Consider the following 19090-nt stretch of genomic DNA (forward strand, 5'->3'; position numbering starts at 1 on the left):
AGACGCAGAGGCAGAACCATGACACGCAACACCCGTCCGGCTTTCGGCACATTGCTGTTTTTCGCAATCGCTTTTGCGCTGAGCCTGTATTTCACCTTTGCCGCCGTGCAAGGGGATTTCGGCCTGTTCCGCCGGACCGAGATCGTGGCCGAGAACCAAAAGCTGAGCGACCGTCTGGCCGAGGTCCGCGCCGAGGTTGCGCGGATGGAGAACCTGACCCGTCGCCTGTCGGACGATTACCTTGATCTTGATCTCTTGGACGAACGCGCGCGCAAGGTGCTGGGCATGGTCCGCACCGATGAGATCGTCATTCGCTGACCTTTCGCCCCTGATCGCCCTGCCCCGCGCCTGCGGCCTTGCAATCACTTAAAATCTCTGGCCTCCTTCGCCTTGTCAGCCGTGGCGCGCGCGCCACGTCACAAAGTCTCTCGCAATCCATTCCGGAATGCGCTAGGGAATAGTTTAACGCTAAACTACTTTTGGCACCTGACCAAAGCCGACGGAGGAGACGTCCATGGCCGCGAGGAAATCGAGCAAGAAACCCAATGTCTCTGCGGAGGAGCTGACCAGCTACTACCGCGACATGCTGCTGATCCGGCGGTTTGAAGAGAAAGCCGGACAACTATACGGCATGGGGCTGATCGGGGGGTTCTGCCACCTCTATATTGGGCAAGAAGCTGTTGTTGTCGGCCTTGAGGCCGCCGCCGAAGAAGGCGACAAGCGCGTCACTTCCTACCGCGATCACGGCCATATGCTGGCCTGTGGCATGGACCCGAACGGCGTCATGGCCGAGTTGACGGGCCGCGAGGGTGGCTACTCCAAGGGCAAGGGCGGGAGCATGCATATGTTCTCGAAAGAAAAGCATTTTTACGGCGGCCACGGCATTGTCGCAGCGCAGGTGCCGCTCGGCGCGGGGCTGGCCTTTGCCGATCAGTACAAGGGCAACGGGCGCGTCACTTTCACCTATTTCGGCGATGGTGCGGCGAACCAAGGTCAGGTCTATGAGACCTTTAACATGGCCGCCCTTTGGAAGCTGCCGGTGATCTTTGTGATCGAGAACAACCAATACGCCATGGGCACATCGCAGCAGCGCTCGACCTCCTCTGCCGAGATTTGGGAGCGCGGCAAAGCCTTTGGTATCCCCGGTGAGGCCGTCGATGGGATGGACGTGCTGGCGGTGAAAGAGGCCGGTCAAAAGGCCGTGGCCCACGCCCGTGAGAACGGACCGTATATTCTGGAGATCAAGACCTACCGTTACCGTGGCCACTCCATGTCCGACCCCGCGAAATACCGCACCCGTGAAGAGGTTCAGAAAATGCGCGACGAGCGTGACCCGATTGAATCGGTCCGCACCCTGTTGCTGGAAGGCAATCACGCCAGCGAAGAGGACCTCAAGGCCATCGACAAAGAGATCAAGAAGATCGTGAACGAGAGCGCCGATTTCGCCAAGGAAAGTCCGGAGCCCGCGCTTGATGAGCTCTGGACCGATATCTACGCAACCGAAGTTCCGCAGGAGGCCTGAAGCAATGGCAACCGAAATTCTCATGCCCGCCCTCAGCCCCACCATGGAAGAAGGCACGCTGGCCAAATGGCTGGTCAAGGAGGGCGACGAAGTCTCCTCTGGAGACATTCTGGCTGAAATCGAGACCGACAAGGCCACGATGGAATTTGAAGCCGTCGATGAAGGCACCATCGGCAAGATCCTGATCAGCGAGGGCACCGAAGGCGTCAAGGTGAACACCGCCATCGCCGTGCTGCTGGAAGAAGGCGAAGATGCCTCCGACATCGACACGGCAAAATCCGCCCCCGCCGAGGCCAAAAGCGACGACGCCGAAGCCAAGTCGGGCGACAACGACGACAGCGACCGCGCCACCCCCGCCGAAGGCAAGAAACAGCCCGAGCCCGACACCAGCCCCGACTGGCCCGAAGGCACCGAGATGAAGCAGCAGACCGTCCGCGAAGCGCTGCGTGATGCCATGGCCGAAGAGATGCGCCGCGACGAAGATGTCTTCCTCATGGGCGAAGAAGTCGCGGAGTACCAAGGCGCCTATAAAATCACCCAAGGGATGTTGGACGAATTCGGCCCCAAACGGGTGATCGACACGCCGATCACCGAACATGGCTTTGCCGGGATCGGTGTTGGTGCGGCCTTCGGCGGTCTGCGCCCGATTGTTGAGTTCATGACCTTCAACTTCGCCATGCAAGCGATGGATCAGATCATCAACTCCGCGGCCAAGACGCTCTACATGTCCGGCGGCCAGATGGGCGCGCCCATGGTCTTCCGTGGCCCCAACGGTGCCGCCGCCCGCGTTGGCGCGCAGCACTCTCAGGACTATGCCGCGTGGTTCATGCAGATCCCCGGCCTGAAGGTCGCGATGCCCTATTCGGCGAGCGATTATAAAGGCTTGATGAAAACCGCCATCCGTGACCCGAACCCGGTGATCTTCCTTGAAAACGAAATCCTCTATGGCCGCAGCTTCGACGTGCCGGATATTGAGGATTACACCGTGCCCTTCGGCAAGGCTCGCATCTGGCGCGAAGGGTCGGACGTGACCATCGTCAGCTTCGGCATTGGCATGACCTATGCGCTGGAAGCGGCTGAGAAACTGGCCGCAGAGGGCATCGAGGCCGAGGTTATCGACCTGCGCACCCTGCGCCCGATGGACACCGACACGATCCTGAAATCCGTGATGAAGACCAACCGCTGCGTGACGGTCGAAGAAGGCTGGCCGCAAGGCTCGGTCGGCGGCTACATCAGCGGCGTGATCATGCAAGAGGCGTTCGATTACCTCGACGCTCCGGTCATCACCTGCACCGGCAAGGACGTTCCCATGCCCTATGCCGCCAACCTTGAAAAACACGCGCTGGTCACCACCGACGAGGTGATCGAAGCCGTGAAATCAGTCACCTACCGGTAAGGAGCGGATCATGCCCACAGAAATTCTCATGCCCGCCCTATCCCCCACGATGGAGGAAGGCACGCTTGCCAAATGGCTGGTCAAGGAAGGCGACGAAGTCTCCTCTGGTGACATTCTGGCCGAGATCGAGACCGACAAGGCCACGATGGAATTCGAAGCCGTCGACGAAGGCACCATCGGCAAGATCCTGATCAGCGAAGGCAGCGAGGGGGTGAAAGTCAACACCCCGATCGCCGTACTGCTCGAAGAAGGCGAAAGCGCCGACGACATCGACAGCAGCGCCGCTCCGGCCAAGGAAGAAAAACCGCAGGCCGAAGCAGCGCCCAAAGCCGCCGAAGCTGAGACGCCCGAAGCGGGCTATGGCCGCGGTGCGACGGATGCGAATGAGGCGACGGGCAAAAGCGACAGCAAAGCCCCCGCCGCCCCGAAAAGCCAGAAGGGTGAGCGTATCTTTGCCTCCCCCCTCGCCCGCCGGATCGCCGCCGACAAGGGGTTGGACCTGTCGCAAATCGACGGCAGCGGCCCGCGCGGTCGGATCGTCAAAGCGGATGTCGAAAACGCACAGCCAACTGCGGCGAAATCCGAGAGCGCAGCGACTGCCAAAGATGCCGCCCCGGTCGCTCAAGCCGCGGCCACCGGCCCCTCTGCCGATGCGGTCGCCAAGATGTACGAGGGCCGGGAGTACGAGGAAGTCACCCTCAACGGCATGCGCAAGACCATCGCCGCGCGCCTTACCGAGGCCAAGCAAACCGTGCCGCATTTCTACCTGCGCCGCGACATTCAGATCGACGCGCTGCTTTCCTTCCGCAGCGATCTGAACAAGCAGTTGGAATCGCGGAGGGTAAAGCTCTCGGTCAACGACTTCATCATCAAAGCCTGCGCGCTGGCCCTGCAATCGGTGCCGGATGCCAATGCCGTCTGGGCCGGTGATCGCATCCTCAAGCTGAAACCCTCGGATGTGGCCGTGGCCGTGGCGATCGAAGGCGGTCTCTTCACCCCCGTGTTGCAGGACGCCGACACCAAGTCGCTCTCGACCCTCTCGGCGCAGATGAAAGACCTTGCCACCCGCGCCCGCGACCGCAAACTGGCGCCGCATGAGTATCAGGGCGGCAGCTTTGCGATTTCGAATTTGGGAATGTTCGGCATCGACAATTTCGATGCGGTCATCAACCCGCCGCATGGCGCGATCCTTGCCGTGGGCGCTGGTGTCAAAAAGCCGATCATCGGCAAGGATGGTGAGATCACTGCAGCGACGGTCATGTCCGTGACCCTGTCGGTCGACCACCGCGTGATCGACGGTGCCCTCGGTGCGCAGCTGTTGAATGCGATTGTCGAGAACCTCGAAAATCCGATGATCATGCTGGCCTAAAGCCCGCACCCTCGAAACGAAAAAGCCGGGGCATGCCCCGGCTTTTTTTATTGCAACGCTGGCTTCTGCGCCTACTCGGCGTCTGGCCCAAAAAGATGGTTCATCGACATCGACGGCTGATCGCAGCCCGCCTCTCCCACGATCCGCGCCGGAATCCCGGCGACAGTTTTGCAGGCAGGCACAGGCTCCAGCACGACCGAGCCCGCGGCGATCCGGCTGCAATGGCCGATGGTGATGTTGCCCAACACCTTTGCGCCTGCGCCAATCAACACGCCGTTCCCGATTTTGGGGTGGCGGTCTTCTTCTTCCTTGCCGGTGCCGCCAAGGGTCACCGAATGCAGCATCGAGACGTTGTCGCCCACCACCGCCGTCTCACCGATGACGATGGAATGCGCGTGGTCGATCATGATGCCCTTGCCCATTTTGGCCGCCGGGTGGATATCCACGCCGAAAATCTCGCTCACCCGCATTTGGATGAAATAGGCCAAATCGCGTTTGCCCTTGGCATAGAGGTAATGACCAACCCGGTAGGCCTGCACGGCCTGATAGCCTTTGAAGTACAGGATCGGCTGCAACAGCCGATGGCAGGCCGGGTCACGGTCATAGATCGCCACCAGATCGGCGCGCGCCGCGGCGACGAGGTCCGGGTCTTCGGCATAGGCTTCCTCGACCATTTCGCGCACGACCATCATCGACATCTCATTCGACGACAGCTTCGCAGCGATGCGATAGGAAAGCGCGTTCTCGATGGATTTATGGTGCAGGATACAGGCGTGAACAAAGCCGCCGATCAGCGGCTCATCACGCACCGCATCCTCAGCTTCTTGCTGAATCTGATCCCAGACCGGGTCCACTTTCGAGATATTTCTGTGTGTCTGCGCCATGGCACGGGCTCCTTCACTCTGCCGCTAGGGTAGCTCATGCAATAGCGTAGGACCATTTGTAAATCCGCACATGCTCAAAATCGTGATAACGCGCGGGCCTATCCGGGCACCACCAAACCTGCGGCAAGCCCCGCGCCGTAGCTGGCAGAGACCTGCGCCACCGTTACCTCAAACGCCCCGGTCAGCCCATCGGCCGCCCGTGCCGCAGTGCTGTAGGTCCACCCGGGCGTATCGAGCAGTACGTCCCGCAGGTGCTGACCGCCTGCAAAAACGCGCAAAAGATACCGCTCACTTTCTTCGCCAAGCGGCACTTCTGGCCCGTCCCAAGCTTCCCCGTCGATCCGCGTGCGTCGGACCCAGCTAAAGGTAATATCACCACCGGGCAGCGCCTCGGCCCGCAGATGGCACGGGTTGTAGGGCCGCAGGCCATTCCCGTCAAACGCATGTACCTGATGCAGATAGGACGGATCATCCACGGGGCGCCGGGCAGGACCTATGCGGTAGTGCTGGGCCACGCGGCGCAGATGCGGGCTGAACTCGACCTGTTGCGGTGTCCCATTCATCAGCACAAAGCGCGACCCCACGGGCCAAACCTCCGGCATCAGCCCATCACTTCCCGCCTGCCCGCGCAGACGACCCGTCAGCCAATAGGTCGCAGGGGCGACAAGCTGCGCCTCCTGAAATTGAAATAACTCCCATCGGTCCGCGCTTCCATCGCCGATCGCGGCAAGGTTCGCCCCATTCAAAAGCGCCTCTTTGCTGACCAATTCAAGGCTGCCGCTGCTGAGTTTGACTTGCAGCACCGGTCCTGCGTCGATCACCCCCGGCCGCGCCGCGCGCAGGGCCGTTTGGGTGACCCCCATGATGGACCGACTGGAAACGACGCCGTTGAGCGCATAATCAGCATCAACCGTAGAGCGATAAACGGCGACTGACCCCGGCCAAGGGGTTGCCGTCACCGCCAGATGCGGCGCATGCGGCACCTCATCCCCGCGCAAAAGCGGCAAGTCCATGAACTGGGGAAAGACCGGCAGCGGCGGCGCGAAAGGCCGCAGGGACGCCAGTTCTTCTTCAAGCGGCGCGGGGTCATAGACTTCGGGTTCAATCCGGACGGCATCAATCAGCAGGGAACCGGCCTGTTCGACGCGGTCAATGCGGTAGCACCCCGACCCCTCCGCGCCATCGCCCGGCAGTTCGATCACATCCCCCGCCCCGATAGCCATCTGCGATGGCGGCAGCGCCAGCCGCAGCGTCTCACGGGCGACACGCGCCTCGGTCAACCAGCGCTCGGCTACTTGCCGCCCCTCGCCCCGGGTCAGGGCCATGTTCAGTTCGGTCCCGGTGACCGCATGGGTCGCCTCATCCGGTAGAACCGCCTCTTCCGCGATTGCGTCGAAATCCGCATCAGCCTGAATGAACCGCAGCCGTACACGGCCCGAGACTTCGGCCTCAGCCTCGCGCTGCTGCTCTGTCAGCCCGCCGAGGTCGGGGTGAATGGCCAGCTTGCCGGGGTCAAGTGGTACCGCATCCGTCCCATCACGCATCCGAAACTGCAAAACCCCATCGCGTTCAATCGCGTCGAACCCATAGCGCAGCATCAAAGGTTGCAAGGCGGCGCGCGCCTCTCCGACCACGTCCACGGTGTAGCCGCGGACATAGCCGAAAAGCTGAGAGATATCGAAATGCATCACACCCGCACGGCGGCAAATCTCCCCGACCACCGAGGCCAGCGAACGCGCCGAGACCCGTCCGTTCAGCCAATGACCCCGGCTGTAATTCTCCCCATCGCTCCATAGATCGACATTGTTGGGAAAGAAGGGAAAGGGCCGCGTGTCCCAAGCCCAAACGAAGGCGCGCGACATATCCAGCATTGGAGCGCCATATTCGTCCGAGATCGGGTTGCGCGCTGGATCACGCCAATATTCCGACAGCGCGCGCAGATATTGCATCTGCATCAAATCGTCCCGTGCGCCGGAGGAATGATGCGGCAAGGCGCTTTCCGAGCTTTTCAGATCGAGGAACTTGTTGGGTTGGTTCGCGCCTTTGTCGATGGCGGCACAGCCGTATTCCGTGAACCAGATCGGCTTGGACATGGGCTGCCATTCCGTGGGTGCTGCCTGCCGCTCTCCACCGATGCGCGGATGGTGATGGTTCTGCCACCAACGGCGCAGGTCTTTGTAACGATAGACCCAAGGTTCATCATGGGCGCCATCAGTGATCGGCGTTCGGATCTGCGCCGCACGGGCTTCGGGCGAATGGTAGTACCAGTCATACCCCTCACCGCCTTCGATGTTGGATTTTAGATAGCCGACATCGTAAATCGCGGGCCAGTCTTCCCCATCGACATGCCCCTCCTCATCGCGCCAATCGGCCAGCGGCATGTAGTTGTCGATCCCGATGAAATCGATCTGCGGATCGGCCCACAGCGGATCGAGGTGAAAGTAAACATCACCACTGCCATCCTGCGGCTGATAGCCAAAATACTCCGACCAATCAGCGGCATAGCTGATCTTCGCATCCGGCCCGAGCAAGCCACGCACCTCTCCGGCCAAGGCCCGCAGCGCGGTGACCGCAGGGAAGCTATTCCCCGCCGCGCGTATCTGGGTCAGGCCTCGCATTTCAGAAGAGATGCAAAAGGCCTCGACCCCGCCCGCCGCGGCGCAGAGTGCGGCGTAGTGCAGGATGAACCGCGACAGGGTCCATTCCGCTGGGCCATCGTAGCTCACCGCGCCCTCGGTCACCGTGAAATCCGCCGCAGTGGCTGTGCCGAAAAACGCGGCAACTTCTGCCGCCGCCGCCGCTGACCCATCCGGGCTGCCCGGCCGCCCCGGTGCGACCGAAAGGGTGATTCGCCCGCGCCACGGCAAGCGGGGTTGATCCTCGGCATCGCTATAGGGGTCCGGCAAGCCGTTGCCTTCGGTCTGATCCATCAAGATGAACGGGTAGAACATCACCGCCTTGCCCGCCGCCTTCAGCGCGTGAATGGCCTCAACCACCGCGGCATCGGCTGGCGTGCCGCCATAGATCGGGCGCGCGCCGTGCTGGGTGATGACCTCGGCCGTGCCGCGCGTCACCCCAGACACCCGCCACGGCATGTTCTCCCCGTCAATGTCCGGATCTTCCACCTTGGGGCGCAGGCGGCAATCGCCACAGCGCAGATCGCTGCCGAACCATGACACAACGAGAGAGGCCGCTTCTAGCCGGGGCAGTTCCTCTGTCAGTGTCTCCAGCGACACCGAGAAATCAGTCTTGGCCGCCGGTGAATTCACATTCGCGCTCCAGCGGCTGCCGGGGCCATCGGTATAATGGACCGGCGTGGTCGCCAGCGCATATTCCCCCGTGCCGGGGATCAAGGCGACCCCCTGCACACCAAAGGCAGGCGCATGTTCCCACCCCGGGGCCTGCGGCTGTTCGGGGCGCATAACCTCGAAAGAGAACTGCGGCACGCGGTTGCCGAACTGCGCCAAGGCGAGGTCTTCCATCACCACATAAGCCGTGCCGCGATAGGCTGGCACCCGGTCCGCACCCTCAATCGCGGCGATGGTCGGGTCGGGCTGCTGATCCGCCTCGCCCCTGTAGACGCGCATGTTCAGATCGTCCGGGGCAATCTCTTCCCCATCCGCCCAGATGCGCCCGACGCTGGTGATCTCCCCTTCGCAAAGCGCGATGGCAAGGCTGACGGTATAGCTGTACTCGGTCGTCTTTGGCGTCGGGGGACCGCCCTTGCCGCCCCCGCTGACATGGGTGACCTCTTGGAACTGCGACGCCCAGATGACATGCCCAGCCAGTCGCATCCGGCCATAAAGCTGCGAGATCGCCGCCCCCTCGCCCGAGCCCGTCAGCCGAAAGCGATCGACCTTGCCGGTCTCGACCGCCTGCCCACCTTGGCCCAGCAAGCGTTGATCGACCAGTCGCCCAAGGCTCGCCCCCACCGCCCGGCCCACTGCGACAGAAGACAGCCCCGCCAGCGTGCCCCCGATGGAGCCACCAACCGCGGCACCCGCTGCCGAAAGAACAATCGTCGCCATCAGGAGACCTCCTCAGGAAATATAAATCGCGCCACGATGCGCCGCTGCCATGGCAGGCTAAGGGGGCTTTCAACGACCCCGTGCCGTGCATAGGCGTGAATAAAACTGGGACTGGCGCCGATGCGCGCCTGCAACCCAAGGTGTTTTGCCACAGCGCCGTGGCGCATTCGGAATAGCAGCACATCACCGGGCGCGGGCGCACCGCTGTTCTTCACCGCCATATGCCGCAGCGCCGCCGCCCAAAGCTGTTCCTCCCCCTGCGGCTCGGACCAGTCCATCGAATAGGGCGGCACCGCCTCGGGTTCAGCCCCCATCCGTTCACACCAAAGCCCCCGGATGAGGCCGAGGCAGTCGCAGCCCGCCCCCTTCGCCGCAGCCTGATGCACATAAGGCGTGCCGATCCACCCGCGCGCCGCATGCAGCAACGGTTCCCCCCCGGCGCTCATCTGCGCGACCCGCCCGCGTTCGCACCGTCTGAGCGCGGGACGGCCATCATCCAATCTTCACCCGGCAGATCCGGAAAACCTTGATAGTTCAGCAGGTTGTTGAATTTTAGCCGGCAGGTCTCCATCCGCTTGTCGCAGCCTGCCGTAAGCCGCACGCGGGTGCCCTCCGCCACCACTCCGCGGATCGGCTCCCAAAGCTCGATCACCCGCTGCCCGTCCTCATGGTAGTCACGTTTGACCATGCCCCAGAGCCCCGCCGCCGGGCCATCCAACACGTCAAGCCGCCCACGGGCGAACCAGCCCTCATCATATCCCGGGAATGCGGCCCAGCGGAAACACTGCGCCTCTGCCACAGTCTCAACCGCGCGTTCTTCGGCATAGCCCGGCGTGGTGAGATCGAAGCGGCAATCGCCATCCCCCAGAACCGCCGAACAGGGCTTTTGAAAGACCCGTCCGAAGGGGCGGTTCAGCGGCTCCGTCAGCCCGCGCAGTTCAGCACGAAAGCTGCCGCCCGTGCGGTGCAACTCGCCGATCGATCCACGAAACTGCAGCACCCGCTGCGCAGGCTCCGCCCAGTTCACCAACCACGCCTGAACCTCGGCCCCATCGAAACGTCCCTGCTCGATCTCATCCTCGCGGATCGCATCATCGCTTAGCGCGCCAAGCGCCTCGGTGTTGTCGACCGACAGCCCGCTGGTTTGGGCCAGCGCCCGCGCACTCAGCCCCGTATCAGCGCGAAACGCGACCCCCGCGAATGCCAGCGGCATATCGTGATCGGTAAAGGCAAACACCACCCCATCCGCCCGCGTCACCTGCCAGCAATGGCAAAGCGTTGTCACACCGGGCGCAATATGGTTTGCAAACCCTGTATTGAGCCCCGCCATCAGACCCGCACCTCGATCACCGGCACGTCGGGCACCTGCCCGGCCTGAAAACTCTCGACTGAGATCAGAATGCGGTCCGTGTCAAAGCGCACGGGCACGTCGAATTCGAAGCCCGCGAAGATCTCCATCTCAGGGTCCGGCGGATGGGCAAATGTTACAATCCCCGTGCTTGCGTCGATCTCGTATTCGACACCCTCGCGCAGCTCGTCTTGCTCCACCCCCACACGCACCGTTCCGGCCACGGGTTTGGTGATCGGACGCCGGTAGGAATGCGCGCCGGAGCGGTAAGTCTTGGTCAGCTGAAACGCCGCCCGAACCCCGTCTCCATAACCGATGCTCTGGTCGTCAAAGGCCACCTGAAGCGCCGTCTTGCCCGTTTTATAGTCGGCCCAGTCCTTCCAGCGAAACCCGTACATCTGCCCCAGTCGCGCTTCGAAAAAAGCAATCAGCAACTGAAGGTCATCAATAGAGCGCATCCCCAGCCCCGCATCATAGACCCGCCGAGAATGGGCCCAAGGCGTGTTGCGTTCCTCATGACCGTTGGCCAGCGTGACCACATCCGTCTGCCGCTGCGGCCCCCCGACTGATCCAAAGCTCAGCGAAGGCGGAAATCTGACATCGTGAAATTGCATGATCTGCTCCTTTAACCGCCGCGCGGCTTATCGGTTGCGGTTGCCCGTGCTGAGAGCGCGGCTTAGTTGAGCGGCAATCTGGCTTTGGCTGCGCTGAAACCCCTGCACATCGGGCGTGGTGATGTTCATCACGATTGTGGTCGCACCCCCGCCATTGCCGCGCACCCCCAGCTTGCCATCCGCCCCCCGGGCCAGCGGCATGATCGCCTCTGGCCCGGCCTCTCCCATCAGCCCCGTGCCGCCGCGCATCGGAAACGCGGTGGCCGAAGTCACCACCCCGCCCTGCGCAAACGGCATGACCTTGCCTTGGGAAAAGGGTGCGCCATTGGCGAAGGGCAAAATGCCTTCCACAACACTGCCCACCCCCTCGCTGATCAGCCCGCCGAAATGATCGGTCACCGGGCGCATCGCGGCGTTGTAGGTCGTGCGGATCATCGATTGCGCCAAGTCGCTCAGCGCGTCCGACAGTTTGGCGCCGTCAAAAACTACCCCGTCGAACGCCCGGCGCAGCCCACGGCTCAGCCTTTTTTCGAGGGTCGCCACATCTTTGCCCGTTGCGGAAAGCGCGCTGCGCATGCGCCGCAACTCACCATCGAACCCGGCAACCAAACCGCTGGTTTGAGCCAGCGTCTCATTCAGCCCGTCAGCGCGGCTCTCAAGGTTCTCGAAATCATCAAAGTCAGCCATCATCGGCCCCTTTCATCTTGTCTGGATAGGCGGCCATCAGCGCGGCGAGGCCCTCACTCAGCAGCGGCGCTGCCGCGGACGGTGGGCCCAGCATCAACTGCAACTCCGCCGGCGTCAGCGCCCAGAATTGATCCGGCGGCAGGCGCAATCGTGACAGGCCCATCCGCAGCAGGGCGGGCCAGTCAAAGCCCTGCGCCGTGCTCACGCCTGCACCGTAAAGGCCCGCGCCAGCAATTCCGCCGCCGCTCGTGCCGCCGCCATTGGCCCGCCCTCAATCTGCGCATGTTCAAGCGTTGCGGCGTCCATCACCGCTCCGCCCCCGCGCAGCCCGGCAAGCAGCAGGGCCAGCACATCGCGACTGGAAAAGCGATTGCTTTCAAACCGCTCCACCAAGGCGACAAGGCTGTCAGCCTCCAACGTCGCCTCCAACTCGGCCAAGGCGCCAAGGGTCAGCCGCGCCTGATGCCGCTTGCCATCGATCACCAGGCTCACCTCGCCGCGCCATGGGTTTGCCATGGTCACACCACCACATCGGGGGTAAAGACCAGCTCTCCCGCAGATTGCAGGCTCAACTCAAACGTGGCCTCCCCATTCAGGGACCCCGCGTATTCCAGGGCGGAGACCTGAAACGGCCCCTGCACCACACCGAAATCCGGGATGATGACCTGAAAATCCGGCGTCAGCCCGTTAAAGAACAACTGCCGCGCCCGTTCATCCGTGCCCGCATCACGGAACACCCCCGAGCCACTGATCGCGGCCGAGCGTACCCCCGCGCCCGCCAGCAACTCCCGCCAGCCCCCGCTTGAATCGAGCGAGGTCACATCCACCGTTTCGGCGTTGAAACTCACCCGCTTGGCCCTCAGCCCGGCGATCGTCTCGAACTGACCATCGCTGGTCATATCCACTTTGACCAAAAGGTCTTTGCCCGCTTGCACTGCCATCTCTATCTCCTCGCACCAATCTAGAATCTGAAGTCTTACGCATCCGCGACCCGGGCGCGGAATTGCAGGTCGATCTGCCGCCCCGCGGCCCCGTCGATCCGCCGTGCCGTCGCTTTGAGAAAGGCCATATCCACCACATGCCCGCGGCTAAGCGCTGGCTGCGCCCCATGCAGCAAATCGCAGATCACAGCCGCGCAGCCCTTCGCCGTGCTGAACCCAGGCGCGCTGGTGATCACCGACAGGGTGAGGCGGTGGTCCGCGCCCGCGCCCTCGGGGTCAGACGCATCCTTCGCCATCTCCTGCCCAAGCAGAACGTAGGTCTCGGGCAAGCTCCCCCCCGGCACCGCGTCATAGACCGCATCGCCGATCATGGCCGTGAGCCCCGGATCACTCTGCAACAGGTCATAGACCGCCGCCTGCAAAGCCCCTGAAAGCGCGTAGGTCATACCGCCACCTCCTCATCGGCAAAGCAGGTCAGATACCGCCCGCTTGCATCGCTCTCGGCCACCGCCCGGATCACGAAAACCCGCGTGCCTTCCCGAAACCGCTGATCCGGCGTCGGCCTGTCGGGCGCGCCCTGCGGTGCCGCGCGGACCGTGATCTTGAGCCCCAACCGGCTGACGGCCACCCCGCCTGCGGTGGTTTCCCGCCCCGTCCGCGCGCGAACCTCTGCCCAAAGGGTGCCCAAAGTCTGCCAGACTTCGGTATGCCCCCCCGCGCCATCGCGCACCCGTTCTGGGGCTTCCAAGACCAACGGGCGGTTCAAATTCGGGCGGCTCATGCCGCACCACCAAAGCCGACACGTACGCGGCGGTAGCGCTCAATCAGGCTGCTGACACCAAAGGGCATGCACCCTTCGCCAAGCGCCGTATCGTCGCGGTATTCATAATAATGTGCCGCCAGCAGCATCACCGCTTGGGCCAGATCATCCGGCAGTCCGGCCCAATCGGCGGCCATGCCTGCGTCGAAACTGATCAGCGCGGCCCCGGCACTCGGGATGCGGGGCAAGGCGGCTGTGCTGGCGCGCAACCGCGGCGCTTGCGCATCGCGCTCCAGCCAATAGCGGTCGGGGTCAACCAGCGTCTCTGCCCCATCACGCGCGACCAATGCCACCCGCGCGACCTCCTGCACGGGCGCCACCGGCAAAACCTGCGCCGCCGCATCGCGCCAAAAGGTCAGCGACAGGGCAAAACGCCGGGTGATCAACACCTTCCCCGTCCGCGCCTCCACCGCCGCGATTGCCGCGCGCAGGAAACTGCGCAACACCGGATCCTGAAGGCCGTCCTGCCCAAAACCGCTGCCAAGGCGCAGATGCATTCTGAAGGCCTCAACCGGCAAGACCGCATCCGGCACATTTGTCTCTTCGATCAACATCATCGAAAGTCTCCAAAATTCGCTCCCTCGCCCCATGGGGCCATGCGCTTATTCCCGGACGCGCACCGGTTGCATTGCTCGGTCGGAGGGGAGCAGCTAGACAACACAACCTTGCAGGCGCACGTCCGGACCGGGGCCAAGTTGCCCCGGCCCCGGCTTCGGCACCGGCTTACGCCAGGCCGAATTTCATCAGCTTGATCGCCGCGAAATCGCTCACGTCACCGCCGACACGTTTGGTCGCATAGAACAGCACATGCGGCTTGGCGCTGAAGGGATCGCGCAGGATCCGCAGATCGGGGCGCTCAGCCACCGTGTACCCGGCCGAGAAGTCACCAAATGCGATAGCCATCGCATCCGTCGCCGGGTCGGGCATATCCTCGGCCACCAGCACCGGATATCCCATCAACCGCGCAGGCTCTCCCGCGGCCAGCCCATCCGACCACAGAAAGCGCCCGTCGGTGTCTTTCAACTTGCGCACCTTGGCCGTGGTCTTGGAGTTCATCACGAAGACCGCGTTCTGGCGGTAAGCCGCGCCAAGGGCGTAGACCAATTCAATGATCGCATCCGCCTCGGGATTGGCGTTGGTGCCGCTGGGGACATAGCCCAGATTGCCCCAGCTCCAGACGTCGTTATCGACCGCCGGATGGCTCAAAAAACCGGTCGGTTTGTCGATCCCATCACCGCTGACAAAGGCCGCCGCCTCGGCCCGTGCGAATTTGTCGGCGATGCGGCCCGCGAGCCAGCCTTCGATATCAAAGGCGCTGTCGTCCAGCAGCCGTTGGCTTGCCTTGGGCAGGGCGCTCAACTCATGCAGCGGCACGGTGATCCGGTCGATCTGCGGCGTGTCCGTCTCGGCCTGCGCACCACTTTCGGTGGCCCAGCCCGCCCCCACATCGGCATGATCGACCAGCACGTCATAAGACGTGGCCTCGACCTGCACCACCGCTGCAATCGCGCGGATCGATGCGCCGGAATTCAGCACCGATTGCACCCGCTCCGATGTCTGCGGATCCACCAGATAGCCGCCATCCGAATTCACCGCCGTCGACATCGATTTGCCGTCCAGTTCCAGCCCCCGCAGCCCATCGTTATCGCCATTGCGCAGATAGGCGTCAAAGGCTTTCTTATGCGGTGCATCTTGCTCAATTGCGCCGCCCAAAGGGCTGCGGGCAGGCAGGGTCATCTTGCGGTCCATCATGGCAATTCGCTCTTCTGATTGTTGAAGTTTCGTATTGATCTCGGCCCGAAAGCCGTTGAAGTCACTGACAAAACCGCTCACGGCCTGCCGCACTTCCTCCGCCGGGGACAGGTCTGCGCCCGCCTTTGTGCTCATCTCGCTCTTGGTCATTGCTTTTCCTCTGATCTTGCTCAGTCAAACTCAGGCTCAGCCGCGCGCCATATCGCGCCGCGCCGCGTCAAAGGCCGCCGCCACGTCCCGCAGAACATCACCCACAGCCTTGAAATCCCCCTTGGACCCCACCCGCGCCGAGGGCAGCATCGGAAAGGTCACCAAAGACACCTCCCAAAGCTCCAACTCCGTCAGCAGCCGTTGCCCCTTGGTATTCTTGCCCGCCTTCACGGTGCGGTAGCCGATGCTGAGCCCGTCGATGGCTCCTGCCTCAATCAGCGCGGCCGCTTCCCGCCCCTTGGCAACACTGCTCAGGATGCGCCCCTTGACCCACAGGCCCCGGCCATCCTCATGCACCTCGTCCCAGACCCCGATGGGCTGGGCGGGATCATGCTGCCACAGCATTTTGACGCTGCGCCCGGCTTTCGTGACTTGGGCAAGGCTCGCCGCATAGGCGCCGGCTTCCACCACGTCGCCCCCCTGATCCACCGCACCAAAAAGGCTGGCGTATCCGCTGATCTCCAGCCCGCCCTCCACCTCAGCCACCGTGCCGAAACGGGCGAACTTATGTTCCAAAGCGGCCCCAGCACACAGACCTTCCCCGTTCTCCGGCAGAGCGCCGGAGTTTATTATCTGATAACCCATTGTTATTTCCTCTTTTTCAGCCCGCTACGGCGCCACCACCAGAAAGGATTGCACCGCCTGCGCCAAGATCACCGCGACCACGCCGTAAACCGTCAACCACAAGCGCCGTTCCAGCCGTTCCATCATCTGCTCGATCCGGTCGAGCCGCTTTTGCATGTTCTCGCGGTGTACCGCGCTCAGCGTCTCATGCGCCTGAAGCCGCAATCCCGGCGCGCATTCGAACCGCTCGATCTCGCGCAACTCAGGCATCATTCGCCACCGCAGGCAGCCCCAACAGGGCGCGCTTTTCCGCATCGCTCAAGAACGCCGCTGCCGAGACCCGCGACCATTGCGCGTCCCTCTCGGCCGCCAAGGCCGGCACTTGGTCCAAGTCCGGCTTCAAACTCACCGGCTCGCCCAGATACCCGCTTAACCACTCCGCCAGCGCAGCCGTCACCCGTGTCGCCAGCGGCAGAACGGTCAGACGATAGAATGCCCGATGCGCCTCCTGATAATTGGCATAGGTCGCATCCCCCTGCACCCCGATCAGCATCGGCGGCACCCCAAAGGCGAGCGCAATTTCACGCGCCGCACTCTCCTTGGTCTTCTGAAATTCCATGTCCGAGGGCGAAAACCCCATCGGCTTCCAATCAAGCCCACCTTCCAGCAACATCGGTCGCCCGGCATTGCGCGCCCCCTGATGATGACTTTCCATCTCGCTCACCAGCCGGTCATACTGATCCTCACTCAGCTTGCCCTGCCCCTCGGCCCCGCGGTACACAATCGCCCCCGAGGGCCGCGCCGCGTTATCCAGCAGCGCCTTCGACCAACGGCTCGCGGCGTTATGCACATCCATCGCCATCGCTGCCGCCTGCATCGGGCTGAACCCATAGTGATCGTCTTGGGGGTGAAAATTCCGGATATGGCAGATCGGCGTCACCGAACCGCTCGCATCAAAGCGGTGCTTGCGCCCGCCCACCGCATATTCATAAGCCACCGGCCAACCATCCGCCCCCGGCACCACGCTCATCCGGTCCGAGCGCAGCACATGCAGCTCAATCGGCAAACCACCCTCGCCGCCCACGGCCTCGACATAGCCGTCGCCGCTCAACAGCATCTGACCGTAAAGCGCCTCAAGCAACTCTGCCCGGCCTTGCCCCGCATTCGGGCGGCGCATCAATTCCATCAGCGGGTGTTCATCATAGCGCCGCGCCGCGTCCTGCACGACCAGCGGCAGCGCCGCCGCCGCCTCGGCAATCAACTTGACCGAGCGAAACCCCACCGGATTGCCGCAAAAGCCCGAGCGCGTCAGGCTCACACTGTCCCGCGGGCTCCAGGCGACACGACCAGAGGTTTGATAGGCCACGACCGGCCCGGTCGCCGAAGCTTTCTGCTCAACGGTCTCAGCCGCGCCGCGCCGTAGAAAATCGAATACCATCTGTCGCTCCTCATTCTGCTCGGCCTTGGCAGCGGCCTGTGCCCCATGCTGCTCGGCGTTGTCAGACTTTCTCAATTAAGTCTTAACGGCCGGGTAACCGACCGCACGCTCCCCTGCGCAACGCCCGCCTTACAGGCTCCGCACCCCCGGGCTGCGCCACTGCGATGCAGGCTCAATCATCAGCTCATGCAGCGCCCAGACCAGCGCATCGACCCGGTCCGGGCTGCCCTTGCCCTCATAGCCCCGCGCGGTCATCAGACACATCTGATCCTCCAATGCATCCAGCCCCGGCAAATGGCTCACCCGCCCCTGCTCATAAAGCGCCGCCACCGGCTCTGCCCGCGCGACCTTGCCCCGCGCCGCATGCACCGTCTTAAGCGATACCAGCGGATCAACTTGCCGCAGCACCTCGGAAACCAACTGCCCCCCTTGGTTTACCTCGGCCACCAAACGGTCCGCCCCGTAGCGCGTCATCGCCGCAATCGCCGCCTGCGCCCAGCCATTGGGCGTGGCCCCCTGCACCGTGCAATCAGCCAAGACCACTGCCCGCCAATCCTGCGGCGGCCCCTTGGTCTGCGCGCCCACCGCAACGATCCCGCACTCATCCGAGCCCGCCCCACTCGTCGTCGCCGGGTCCAAACCCACCACGATCCGGTCCAGATCCGGCACCTCTCGCACCCGACCCGCCTCCAGCAAAGCCGACGTCCACAGCGCCCCCTCTGCATCCGCCAGCAAAACCCCATCCAACTCCTGGCGCCCCAACCGCGTCCCCCGATACCGCGCCCGCACCTCCTCAAGGAACGACCCCGCCAAGTTCGCCGCATTGGCCTCCGTCGGCGCATGGGTCGTGACTGTCGACGGCGATTTCAACAACGCCTTCAACACGTCCACATTGCGCGGGGTCGTCGTCACACAAACCTGAGGCCGCTCGCCCAAGCGCAGCGCAAATTGCAACTGGTCCCAAACCTCCTGCCCGCGCTTCCATTTCGCCAGTTCATCCACCCAAGCCGCATCAAACTGCGGCCCGCGCAGCCCTTCGGGGTCATGCGCCGTATGCACCGTGGCAATCGCCCCGTTGGGCCAAACCAAGCGCTTGCGCGTCGCCTCCCAATCGGGCCGCCGATCCGGTGGGCTACAGGCCAGTATCCCGCTGTCGCCAAAAATCATCACCTCGCGTACCTGCTCGATGGTCTCCCCCACCAGCGCCACGCGGCTACACGCGCCCGCATCCAACGGACGGCTCCCCTCAACCTTGCTACGCACCCATTCCGCCCCGGCACGGGTCTTGCCCGCACCGCGCCCGCCCATGATCACCCATGTCCGCCAATCCCCCTCAGGCGGCATCTGATGGTCCAAGGCCCAGAACTCGAACAAAAAAGGGAGAGCCAGAAGCTCTCCCTCATCTAAGTCATTCAGAAACTGCGCCTGGGTCAGAGCATCGGCGCAGGCGATCCAGCTTGCACCCGATGTCAGCCCGCGCTTTATCCATGTCGAGGGCATAGCCCCCGCGCGCGATT

The 19090-nt window shown here is 63.3% G+C and carries 21 protein-coding genes; 4 read left to right on the top strand and 17 right to left on the bottom strand.

Annotation, left to right across the window (positions count from 1 at the left end; genetic code table 11):
* The first annotated feature begins 18 nt into the window (after positions 1–18).
* From R1T45_RS14995 to R1T45_RS15010, 4 genes are all read left to right on the top strand, one after another.
* A complete protein-coding gene (locus R1T45_RS14995) occupies positions 19–318 on the top strand; it encodes an FtsB family cell division protein (protein ID WP_067265383.1) in 300 nt (99 codons plus the stop codon).
* Between the two features lie 196 nt (positions 319–514).
* Entirely contained in the window at positions 515–1522 is a 1008-nt protein-coding gene (gene pdhA / locus R1T45_RS15000; RefSeq protein ID WP_120350887.1) for a pyruvate dehydrogenase (acetyl-transferring) E1 component subunit alpha, read from the top strand.
* Positions 1523–1526: 4 nt separating this feature from the next.
* A complete protein-coding gene (locus tag R1T45_RS15005; RefSeq protein WP_317389469.1) occupies positions 1527–2918 on the top strand; it encodes a pyruvate dehydrogenase complex E1 component subunit beta in 1392 nt (463 codons plus the stop codon).
* Between the two features lie 10 nt (positions 2919–2928).
* A complete protein-coding gene (locus R1T45_RS15010; RefSeq protein ID WP_317389470.1) occupies positions 2929–4287 on the top strand; it encodes a pyruvate dehydrogenase complex dihydrolipoamide acetyltransferase in 1359 nt (452 codons plus the stop codon).
* Between the two features lie 71 nt (positions 4288–4358).
* On the opposite strand, the gene cysE is transcribed toward R1T45_RS15010, so the two are convergent.
* The 17 genes from cysE to R1T45_RS15095 all read right to left on the bottom strand — a co-directional run bounded on the left by cysE (position 4359) and on the right by R1T45_RS15095 (position 18929).
* The gene (gene cysE / locus R1T45_RS15015) at positions 4359–5171 is read right to left on the bottom strand and encodes a serine O-acetyltransferase (protein ID WP_120350884.1); all 813 of its coding nucleotides are present in this window, start codon (positions 5169–5171) and stop codon (positions 4359–4361) included.
* Between the two features lie 98 nt (positions 5172–5269).
* Positions 5270–9199 (bottom strand): glycoside hydrolase/phage tail family protein, encoded by a 3930-nt coding sequence (locus R1T45_RS15020; protein ID WP_317389471.1) that lies wholly within the window; start codon positions 9197–9199, stop codon positions 5270–5272.
* On the bottom strand, positions 9199–9645 hold the full coding sequence (locus R1T45_RS15025; RefSeq protein WP_317389472.1) for an NlpC/P60 family protein: 447 nt from the start codon (positions 9643–9645) through the stop codon (positions 9199–9201). The genes R1T45_RS15020 and R1T45_RS15025 overlap by 1 nt, the downstream gene beginning before the upstream one ends.
* A complete protein-coding gene (locus tag R1T45_RS15030; protein ID WP_317389473.1) occupies positions 9642–10529 on the bottom strand; it encodes a DUF2163 domain-containing protein in 888 nt (295 codons plus the stop codon). Before R1T45_RS15030 ends, R1T45_RS15025 begins: the two co-directional genes overlap by 4 nt.
* Positions 10529–11161: a DUF2460 domain-containing protein gene (locus R1T45_RS15035; protein ID WP_120350880.1), complete on the bottom strand. Its 633-nt coding sequence runs from the start codon at positions 11159–11161 to the stop codon at positions 10529–10531. The genes R1T45_RS15030 and R1T45_RS15035 overlap by 1 nt, the downstream gene beginning before the upstream one ends.
* 27 nt (positions 11162–11188) lie before the next feature.
* Positions 11189–11848 (bottom strand): phage tail tape measure protein, encoded by a 660-nt coding sequence (locus R1T45_RS15040; protein WP_317389474.1) that lies wholly within the window; start codon positions 11846–11848, stop codon positions 11189–11191.
* Positions 11841–12053 (bottom strand): rcc01693 family protein, encoded by a 213-nt coding sequence (locus R1T45_RS15045; RefSeq protein WP_317389475.1) that lies wholly within the window; start codon positions 12051–12053, stop codon positions 11841–11843. The genes R1T45_RS15040 and R1T45_RS15045 overlap by 8 nt, the downstream gene beginning before the upstream one ends.
* Positions 12050–12364: a gene transfer agent family protein gene (locus R1T45_RS15050; RefSeq protein WP_067938697.1), complete on the bottom strand. Its 315-nt coding sequence runs from the start codon at positions 12362–12364 to the stop codon at positions 12050–12052. The genes R1T45_RS15045 and R1T45_RS15050 overlap by 4 nt, the downstream gene beginning before the upstream one ends.
* 2 nt (positions 12365–12366) lie before the next feature.
* The gene (locus tag R1T45_RS15055) at positions 12367–12789 is read right to left on the bottom strand and encodes a phage major tail protein, TP901-1 family (RefSeq protein ID WP_067624345.1); all 423 of its coding nucleotides are present in this window, start codon (positions 12787–12789) and stop codon (positions 12367–12369) included.
* A gap of 35 nt (positions 12790–12824) precedes the next feature.
* Positions 12825–13235 carry a DUF3168 domain-containing protein gene (locus tag R1T45_RS15060; protein ID WP_132443554.1) on the bottom strand — a complete coding sequence of 137 codons (411 nt, stop codon included), beginning with the start codon at positions 13233–13235 and terminating at the stop codon, positions 12825–12827.
* Complete coding sequence (locus tag R1T45_RS15065; protein ID WP_317389476.1) at positions 13232–13570, bottom strand: phage head closure protein; 339 nt, start codon at positions 13568–13570, stop codon at positions 13232–13234. Before R1T45_RS15065 ends, R1T45_RS15060 begins: the two co-directional genes overlap by 4 nt.
* Positions 13567–14166, bottom strand: coding sequence for a head-tail connector protein (locus tag R1T45_RS15070; RefSeq protein WP_317389477.1), 600 nt, complete (start codon positions 14164–14166; stop codon positions 13567–13569). The genes R1T45_RS15065 and R1T45_RS15070 overlap by 4 nt, the downstream gene beginning before the upstream one ends.
* A 166-nt stretch (positions 14167–14332) precedes the next feature.
* Positions 14333–15511: a phage major capsid protein gene (locus R1T45_RS15075; RefSeq protein WP_317389478.1), complete on the bottom strand. Its 1179-nt coding sequence runs from the start codon at positions 15509–15511 to the stop codon at positions 14333–14335.
* Between the two features lie 36 nt (positions 15512–15547).
* Positions 15548–16156, bottom strand: a complete 609-nt coding sequence (locus tag R1T45_RS15080; RefSeq protein ID WP_317389479.1) for an HK97 family phage prohead protease — start codon at positions 16154–16156, stop codon at positions 15548–15550.
* Between the two features lie 24 nt (positions 16157–16180).
* Complete coding sequence (locus R1T45_RS15085) at positions 16181–16408, bottom strand: hypothetical protein (RefSeq protein WP_386283658.1); 228 nt, start codon at positions 16406–16408, stop codon at positions 16181–16183.
* Entirely contained in the window at positions 16398–17573 is a 1176-nt protein-coding gene (locus R1T45_RS15090; RefSeq protein ID WP_317389480.1) for a phage portal protein, read from the bottom strand. The genes R1T45_RS15085 and R1T45_RS15090 overlap by 11 nt, the downstream gene beginning before the upstream one ends.
* Before the next feature lie 129 nt (positions 17574–17702).
* Entirely contained in the window at positions 17703–18929 is a 1227-nt protein-coding gene (locus tag R1T45_RS15095; RefSeq protein ID WP_317391105.1) for a DNA-packaging protein, read from the bottom strand.
* Positions 18930–19090 lie beyond the last annotated feature (161 nt).

Source organism: Sulfitobacter sp. LC.270.F.C4 (assembly GCF_032922545.1).
Classification (GTDB): domain Bacteria; phylum Pseudomonadota; class Alphaproteobacteria; order Rhodobacterales; family Rhodobacteraceae; genus Sulfitobacter; species Sulfitobacter profundi.

Excerpts from the sequence above, each read along its gene's own strand:
- R1T45_RS15035 (WP_120350880.1), bottom strand. The coding sequence starts at position 11,161 with ATGCAATTTCACGATGTCAGATTTCCGCCTTCGCTGAGCTTTGGATCA.
- R1T45_RS15005 (WP_317389469.1), top strand. The coding sequence starts at position 1,527 with ATGGCAACCGAAATTCTCATGCCCGCCCTCAGCCCCACCATGGAAGAA.
- R1T45_RS15050 (WP_067938697.1), bottom strand. The coding sequence starts at position 12,364 with ATGGCAAACCCATGGCGCGGCGAGGTGAGCCTGGTGATCGATGGCAAG.
- cysE (WP_120350884.1), bottom strand. The coding sequence starts at position 5,171 with ATGGCGCAGACACACAGAAATATCTCGAAAGTGGACCCGGTCTGGGAT.
- R1T45_RS15090 (WP_317389480.1), bottom strand. The coding sequence starts at position 17,573 with ATGGTATTCGATTTTCTACGGCGCGGCGCGGCTGAGACCGTTGAGCAG.
- R1T45_RS15080 (WP_317389479.1), bottom strand. The coding sequence starts at position 16,156 with ATGGGTTATCAGATAATAAACTCCGGCGCTCTGCCGGAGAACGGGGAA.
- R1T45_RS15030 (WP_317389473.1), bottom strand. The coding sequence starts at position 10,529 with ATGGCGGGGCTCAATACAGGGTTTGCAAACCATATTGCGCCCGGTGTG.
- R1T45_RS15085 (WP_386283658.1), bottom strand. The coding sequence starts at position 16,408 with ATGATGCCTGAGTTGCGCGAGATCGAGCGGTTCGAATGCGCGCCGGGA.
- R1T45_RS15025 (WP_317389472.1), bottom strand. The coding sequence starts at position 9,645 with ATGAGCGCCGGGGGGGAACCGTTGCTGCATGCGGCGCGCGGGTGGATC.
- R1T45_RS15020 (WP_317389471.1), bottom strand. The coding sequence starts at position 9,199 with ATGGCGACGATTGTTCTTTCGGCAGCGGGTGCCGCGGTTGGTGGCTCC.
- R1T45_RS15040 (WP_317389474.1), bottom strand. The coding sequence starts at position 11,848 with ATGGCTGACTTTGATGATTTCGAGAACCTTGAGAGCCGCGCTGACGGG.
- pdhA (WP_120350887.1), top strand. The coding sequence starts at position 515 with ATGGCCGCGAGGAAATCGAGCAAGAAACCCAATGTCTCTGCGGAGGAG.
- R1T45_RS15075 (WP_317389478.1), bottom strand. The coding sequence starts at position 15,511 with ATGACCAAGAGCGAGATGAGCACAAAGGCGGGCGCAGACCTGTCCCCG.
- R1T45_RS15070 (WP_317389477.1), bottom strand. The coding sequence starts at position 14,166 with ATGATGTTGATCGAAGAGACAAATGTGCCGGATGCGGTCTTGCCGGTT.
- R1T45_RS15055 (WP_067624345.1), bottom strand. The coding sequence starts at position 12,789 with ATGGCAGTGCAAGCGGGCAAAGACCTTTTGGTCAAAGTGGATATGACC.
- R1T45_RS15065 (WP_317389476.1), bottom strand. The coding sequence starts at position 13,570 with ATGAGCCGCCCGAATTTGAACCGCCCGTTGGTCTTGGAAGCCCCAGAA.
- R1T45_RS15010 (WP_317389470.1), top strand. The coding sequence starts at position 2,929 with ATGCCCACAGAAATTCTCATGCCCGCCCTATCCCCCACGATGGAGGAA.
- R1T45_RS14995 (WP_067265383.1), top strand. The coding sequence starts at position 19 with ATGACACGCAACACCCGTCCGGCTTTCGGCACATTGCTGTTTTTCGCA.
- R1T45_RS15060 (WP_132443554.1), bottom strand. The coding sequence starts at position 13,235 with ATGACCTACGCGCTTTCAGGGGCTTTGCAGGCGGCGGTCTATGACCTG.